Genomic DNA, 6238 nt, shown 5'->3' with positions numbered 1-6238 from the left:
CTCTCCCGCTCGTGTTGATTACCAAGTTCATTGTCTTGACTTGCCAAGCGCCCACTGCTTGACTTACCGAGCGGCTACTGACCGGTCGGTCGGCTACTGACCGACCGGTCGGCTACCGAGCACGGATTCGGCGGCCGAGCGAAGCGGGCGGGTCGACTGCCACGAAGGAGGACTCTTGTCACGAAGGAGGACTCGAGATGTCGGCGACTTGCGATAGCCTCCGGACGGTTCTCGATGCCCGCAAGATCGACATCGATTACGAGAACCGCCAACAGGGGACTCTTGCCGGGCGGGCGCTCGGCCTGTACGACTTCGTTGGGTTCTCCGGTAGTGATCCTCACAGCGGTCACAAGCCGAACGGACCCGGCACCCGGTCGAATCTCGAGGGCTATGGCAGTGAAGGCCTGCCGGTGTCGGCCGCGGCTCGGGCGGACGAGTCTCGGCACGATACGGCCACGACGTCCTCGTTCCTCGGCGGCGCACGCCGAACGTCGGGGGGTACAGCACAGGAACCCTTCGATCTGGCCGTCCGCGACGACGGCCACGCCTTCCGCCAGGACGGCCTTCGACGTGCCGAAGGAGGAGGTTAGGTCCCGCCGCACGAGGCAGAAGATTGCACGGAAATACGTCCGTGTGGCGACTTGATCATTCGGACGATGATCATCAGCACGAGACTCCTGATGTTGACCCCGATGAAACGAATCTAATGATTTCGGATCGATGGGGCTGTGGAATCGGCAGGGGGTTTTTCAGGAATTATCACCGCTAACGGGAGGAGTTTGCCCAAAGGACAAGCTAACTTGCGTTCGCATCAAGTTCAGTAAGGGAGCACTAGCCATGCGAGGGCTTTAGCGCCCTGCGTAGCTCCCCGGTTTTCTAAAGTTCTTTATTAAGTCTTCCGTGGAGGAGATTACGCGACCTGGGCCTTAGGGCCATTCCTGCGGATTTATCAGAAACGGACTACACTTGCCAGGCGAGAGGACATGATTGCTCATCGAGTTGTGCCGACGATGAGAGGAGATACTACAACTCGTAGGTTAGCGGCGGCCTAGTCGAATCGCTCAATACTAACCGCGCCCGGTGTTTGCTATGTGGAAGCTATCGAGTTTTTCTGGCTGCGAGAAATGATTGTCGCGATCGCTTGTGCCTATTGCATTCACAAGACGCGAGCCGACAATTACAGTTCCATTTCGCCTCTGACAAGGCCTCTTTTGTCGCGAGCGACCTGAACACCCATAGTGTCTTCTGGAGACCTACCCAGGGCCTCGTTCGCGCGGGGAGTGATGTTGCGGGCCCAGTGGCGGCACGGGGCATCGCCTCGGGATGCGGGAGCGGGTGTCGTCACCGCCCGCCTACTCCTGATGCCAACAGTTGCGCAGACTCAGTCATCCATCTTGGACGCGGCGCCAAGAATTGTATCGATACCGACGTTGTACTCGAGAGCGGTCGCCTCGGGCGTCGGGCCGGAGGTTTGGGTTCGTATCGCCTCCGCCGAAGGGCCTGTCCGCCTCCCGCGGCGCCTGTTGCGAGCCGCACCTACCAACAGGTATCCGAGGAGCGCAACCACGACGACGAGGACCCACGGAAACGTGAACGCGCTCGAACTGAACGTCGTGGATCGGAGCGGCAGCTGAACGCTCCCGTCTGCAGTGATACGTCCGGCCGTGAGCGCTCCGATCTGGATTGGCACGCGGAAGGAGCGCACTTGTCCCACTCTGAGCGTGCGGACAGTCGGGGCCGGCATGGTGTCGTCCCCACTCGGCCATGAGTGCGTGCCGACGATCACCGTTGCCGAGTCGACCGGCGCGGTGCCTGTACTCGTGACTGTGTAGTCGAGCGTGCCGGTGGTGGACATCCCCAGCCAGCTGCGCCAAGCGTTGTGGACGCTCAAATGAACGTGAGAAACGGTGACGTCCGGCCGGAGTGCCTTAGCTGGTGGAACCAGCGGCGCGTGAGGAGCGCCGGGGATCGCCAGCGGGATTCGGTATGTCCCGGACTGTGCCGCGTCGACCTCAAGCACGCACGGACACGGAGACGGCGGGATCATCGCGCGGATGGCGGCCGAGAACTGCCCGTAGGCGGTCACGTCGAGGGTCGCCTGAGAGCTCAGCGCACAACCTTGTGCCCCGATGAGCCCGCCGTCGCCACAGACCTGTACGGCGACTGTTTCCCCTGGGTGGAACCGCAGCCCGTGCACCTGGATGGTGTGTCCCGGTGCGACTCGGGTCGGGTTCGCGACAACGGCGGGCGGTGTGCTGGCGACAGCCAGGGGAGACGGCCACAGGGCCGAAGCCGACGCGAGCGCCAGCGTGAGGAGGACTCCCCTGGGGGACCACATCGTCAGGATGGTTGGGGAGTCTCGGGGTCAACGACTGGATGGCTGGCCGGTGTCGCGGGTCCGACGTTGTGTCGTCGATGCCGCCACCAGTAGCCGAGCCCGACCAGAAGCAAGACCGCAATGAGGACCAGGAGCCATGGGATCACCCAGAACGTAGTACCGCCCTCTGCCTTCGCCTTCGCTGCGTCGACGTTTACCTTGACGTGGATCGGTCCGATCCTCGGCAGACTCGGCCATTGGAAGACCACTTCGATGGTGTTGCCGGGCAACAGCGAGGGGATCTTCTGGGCGGCGAAGGTCTTGATCGTCCCGCCAAAGATGTTGGTTGCCTTCGCCGTCACCGTGGCGTTTAGCCGCACGTTGCCGGTATTGACGACCGTCGCGACGACGGTTCCGTGTCCGCCGCCGAGCGGCCCGGACGACTTGTGCACTTCGACGCTCGTCACTGCAACCTGCGGGTGCAACGGGCCGGGGACGCGGAGGTAGATGCGGGCGCCGATGCCGTGCCGCGCGACGACGTTCAAGCCCTGTCCGGGCGGTGCGGAGATCGGCCGTTGCAGCGCCACGATGCCACCGGCGTGGTCACCGGGGGTGGCGGAGCCGGGAACGTGGAGTGAGAAGGGGATGAGGGATTGCATCTTGGGTGCGACCGTGACGGCCTTAACCGGCAGTGAGACCCACGCGCCGACGTCCTTGCGCGGCTGCTTGCGCTCGGCGAGCACGAAGGCTCCGTCGGCCTGGTTGTACCCATCGGCGGCGTACAGGTCGAAGGTCAGTGGGATGTTACCGAAGTTGGAGATCATCACCCGGTCGCGCAGCGTGCCGCCTGCCGGCTGGGTGAAGTTGAAGAACGGCCGGCCCTGGTGGTTGGTTGGGGCGGGTCCGAACGCCCATTTTACGTTGACCTTGTGGTCTCGGCCGTTCGCCTCATGAGCAGTGGCGCCGGCCGGGGCAAGGGGTAGCACGACGACGCTCAAGACGGCGGCGAGCAGGGCGGACAGCGCGGAACGAGTCATGGCAGATCTCTCGAGCGGGTCACGCAACGAGCCGGGGAGCAGCCTTAAGGCTGCTCCCCGGTCGTGCTGTGAGCTGGTTGATGGTCGTGCTGTGAGCTGGTTGATCAGGTAACGACGAGGTCCATGGTGGACTGGTAGGCCCCACTCGAGACCCAAGCCGGGACCGTGAGGTCTAGACTTGCGTCACAGTTGAAGGTACCACCGCCGTCGACCGGTGCCTGGCACAGAACGTTCGGAGTGGTGGTTTCCGCCGTGCTGTAGGGCGATCCGGTGCCGTGCAGCCCCGCGGACTCGGCAGCGACGCTCACGTAGGCCGCCGGACCGTTGTTAACCTCGGAGAGCACACCGCTCGGACCGTTCGGTGCGGACGGCCAGGTCAGCGAGATGGCCGGGGTCCAGTGCAGGTTGTTACCCGGAATCACGTTGTCCCAGACGTGCGTGCCGTGGGTGCCGCCGAGGAAGTCGGTCTCGAGGACACCGGTGGCGGTCCAGCCCGGCAGCGTGCCCCGGGCGTCGGTGATCTGGACGGTGTTGAGGCAGCCGGTCGCGTGCTGCGTCTTGCCGTTCAGCGTGGTGCCGGTCAGCGTCACGTGGATATTGTCCGGGTTCGTTGATGCGCAGGCGGCGTTGCCATTGTCGGCACCGTCCTGGATCGTGAGACCGCTCGTGACGCCGGTGACCTGCTCGGTGATCACCTGATTGACCGTGCAGGTGCCCGGGTTACCGGTCGTGCTGCACGGGCCACCGCTGATCGACAGCACCGAGAACGGAACCGTGACCGAGATCGTCGAGGCATCCGCCGCGGTCTGGCTGATCACGATGTCGTTCGAACCGGGCGTGTCGCTCGCCGCAACGGTGATCGAACCGATCAGGTGGCCGGCCGAATTGACCGTCGCGGTACCGGCGGTCGCCGGGGTGCCGTTGCTGAACGACACGGTTGGCGTGCCGCCCTGCGGGTCGAACCCATCACCGGTGAGGCTGACGCTCACGCCCACGCCACCGCTGGTCGGGTTTGCTGCCGCGCTGGTTGCGGGCAGGTAGCTGAACGCCGCATTTCCCATCACCGTGTTGCTCGGGCCGTTGCCGGGCGAGAACGTGATGTTCGGCTCCAGCACCGCGATACCGCTGTTGTCGCCCCCTGCCGGGATCGTGACGTTGGTCGCGGTCAGCGTGGCAGGTGTCAACGTGCCCGTGCTGTGGTCGTACGTGGTGCATGTAATCTTGCCCGTGCCGGCCGGAACGCCGCCCACGAGGATCGTGGCGGCTGGAATGGCGCCCGACAGGTACGACGGAGTCTCGGCCTGGCATGCCGCGGACTGAGTGTTGTCGGTCGGCGCACCGAACGCCGATCCCCAGAATCCGGTGCCGGACACCGAGAACGTGTCGCCGGCGCGGCCGGTGCCGGTGTTCGGGGTGACCGAAAGCGCCGGTGTCTGCGGCGTCGGCTGGCCTGGGTAGACGAGCTGTGCGACGTTCTCCTGAACGTTACCGGCGGTCAGGTCGGCGACGACCAGGATGCAGTCGACTAGACCGGCGTTGACCTGCGCTTGGGTGGGCGGGCACTGTGCGTTCGGATCGCCGGCGGCACCGGAACCGAAGGCCGGGACGGTGTAGGTCGCGCTCGGAATGTTTCCGGATGCGTCCGAGTTGGCCAGCGTCACCGAAGCGCCCACGGAGTAGGACGCACCGTTGGCCGCGTCGACCTCGCCGAGCGGGCTGACCTCGATGATGGCCATGCTGTTGCTGGCCGGCAGGCCGGTGCAACTGATGCCGATGTGGTCGCCTGCGTGAACGTTAGTGACCACGTCCGCTTGTCCGGAGCCGCCCTGCGTGACGTTGGTATAGGTGCAGGTGGACGTGCTCGGGGGCGTCGACGTCGCGCTGGCCGGCGACGCTGCGAGCGCCACCACGCTAGCGGCGCCGATCGCGCCCGTCGCGATGAGGGCACCAAGTCGATGCCGCGATCTGAGGACCTTCATATTGCGTGTACCTCCTGTGGGACTGGGAGTTGCTAGACCTAACTCGTTCCTTATCCGTGTTGGTGCTTGAAACTCGCGGACACGCGCAGGCAAAGACCTACATGCTGCCCATCAGGAGCGGCGCGGCGAGGGACGAGCGCCCCTCCGCGCCTGCGATCTCTCCTCTCTCGTCTTTGCGCCTGACTCTGTCGTCGCTTGCGATTTTCCATTGCGAAACCAAAAGGCAACAGAAGCGTCGTACGAGTGGCGGACACTCTGACCCAGCGATGCGCTGACGTCAAGAGTGAATTTCCTGACACGGTGCCGGTGGGCCATGGTCGGGCCTCAATGCGGCGGAAGAGCCAACATGGCGCTCTTCGCGGCGTTCGAACTTTCTGTTCCGTCCCCCGACTCAGCGATCCGATAGTCGCCCAGATTTTGCGGCGAAACTGCCTCCAGCATTCACGCGGATGCTCTCGATCGAATTCTCGATATGGACTCGATGTGAGGTGCTGATCGGGACCGCCGTCTCTTGTCGTCGTCCGCTCGTCATCGCCTACTTGTCGTGGCTGCCCGGTGCGGGCTGACTGCGTCGGTGCTCGAGTGCCGGAAGATTGGGCGCGAACCATTCATTCGAAGGTTTTCATGGTGGAACTTGTTTGTGTGGCTAGGATCCGCACAATTCCCCAGCCAGAATGGAGCCCCCGATGCGCATCACCGTTCGAACCGCACTGCTGGTCGCCGCGAGCGCCAGCGCCGCGGCGCTGGCAGCACCGCCAGCCAGCGCCACATCAACGCCCCCAGGCACGTCCACGTGTACCTACAACAACACGACCCAGAGCGTCAGCAACACCGATGCCCTTCCGGTCGCGGGTGGTGACGTCATCCACATCACCTGCACCGGGCTGGTCGCCAGCCACACCCAT

At 64.4% G+C, this 6238-nt stretch carries 4 protein-coding genes and 1 pseudogene; 2 read left to right on the top strand and 3 right to left on the bottom strand.

Annotated features, from left to right (window positions below; genetic code table 11):
* The first annotated feature begins 197 nt into the window (after positions 1–197).
* Positions 198–590 carry a hypothetical protein gene (locus VML93_RS35490; RefSeq protein WP_325618069.1) on the top strand — a complete coding sequence of 131 codons (393 nt, stop codon included), beginning with the start codon at positions 198–200 and terminating at the stop codon, positions 588–590.
* Positions 591–1381: 791 nt separating this feature from the next.
* On the opposite strand, the gene VML93_RS35485 is transcribed toward VML93_RS35490, so the two are convergent.
* The 3 genes from VML93_RS35485 to VML93_RS35475 all read right to left on the bottom strand — a co-directional run bounded on the left by VML93_RS35485 (position 1382) and on the right by VML93_RS35475 (position 5333).
* On the bottom strand, positions 1382–2338 hold the full coding sequence (locus VML93_RS35485) for a hypothetical protein (protein ID WP_325618067.1): 957 nt from the start codon (positions 2336–2338) through the stop codon (positions 1382–1384).
* 2 nt (positions 2339–2340) lie between these two features.
* Positions 2341–3354: a hypothetical protein gene (locus tag VML93_RS35480; protein WP_325618065.1), complete on the bottom strand. Its 1014-nt coding sequence runs from the start codon at positions 3352–3354 to the stop codon at positions 2341–2343.
* A 104-nt stretch (positions 3355–3458) separates the two neighbouring features.
* Complete coding sequence (locus tag VML93_RS35475) at positions 3459–5333, bottom strand: hypothetical protein (protein ID WP_325618063.1); 1875 nt, start codon at positions 5331–5333, stop codon at positions 3459–3461.
* A gap of 686 nt (positions 5334–6019) precedes the next feature.
* On the opposite strand from VML93_RS35475, the pseudogene VML93_RS35470 reads away from it, so the two are divergent.
* Positions 6020–6238 (top strand): annotated as a pseudogene (locus tag VML93_RS35470) (hypothetical protein); the annotation flags it as partial.

Source organism: Mycobacterium sp., from assembly GCF_035499775.1.
GTDB lineage: Bacteria > Actinomycetota > Actinomycetes > Mycobacteriales > Mycobacteriaceae > Mycobacterium.
The sequence above is the reverse complement of the archived record's forward strand: the minus strand, read 5'-3'. Positions and strand labels throughout refer to the sequence as shown.

Excerpts from the sequence above, each read along its gene's own strand:
- VML93_RS35490 (WP_325618069.1), top strand. The coding sequence starts at position 198 with ATGTCGGCGACTTGCGATAGCCTCCGGACGGTTCTCGATGCCCGCAAG.
- VML93_RS35485 (WP_325618067.1), bottom strand. The coding sequence starts at position 2,338 with ATGTGGTCCCCCAGGGGAGTCCTCCTCACGCTGGCGCTCGCGTCGGCT.
- VML93_RS35480 (WP_325618065.1), bottom strand. The coding sequence starts at position 3,354 with ATGACTCGTTCCGCGCTGTCCGCCCTGCTCGCCGCCGTCTTGAGCGTC.
- VML93_RS35475 (WP_325618063.1), bottom strand. The coding sequence starts at position 5,333 with ATGAAGGTCCTCAGATCGCGGCATCGACTTGGTGCCCTCATCGCGACG.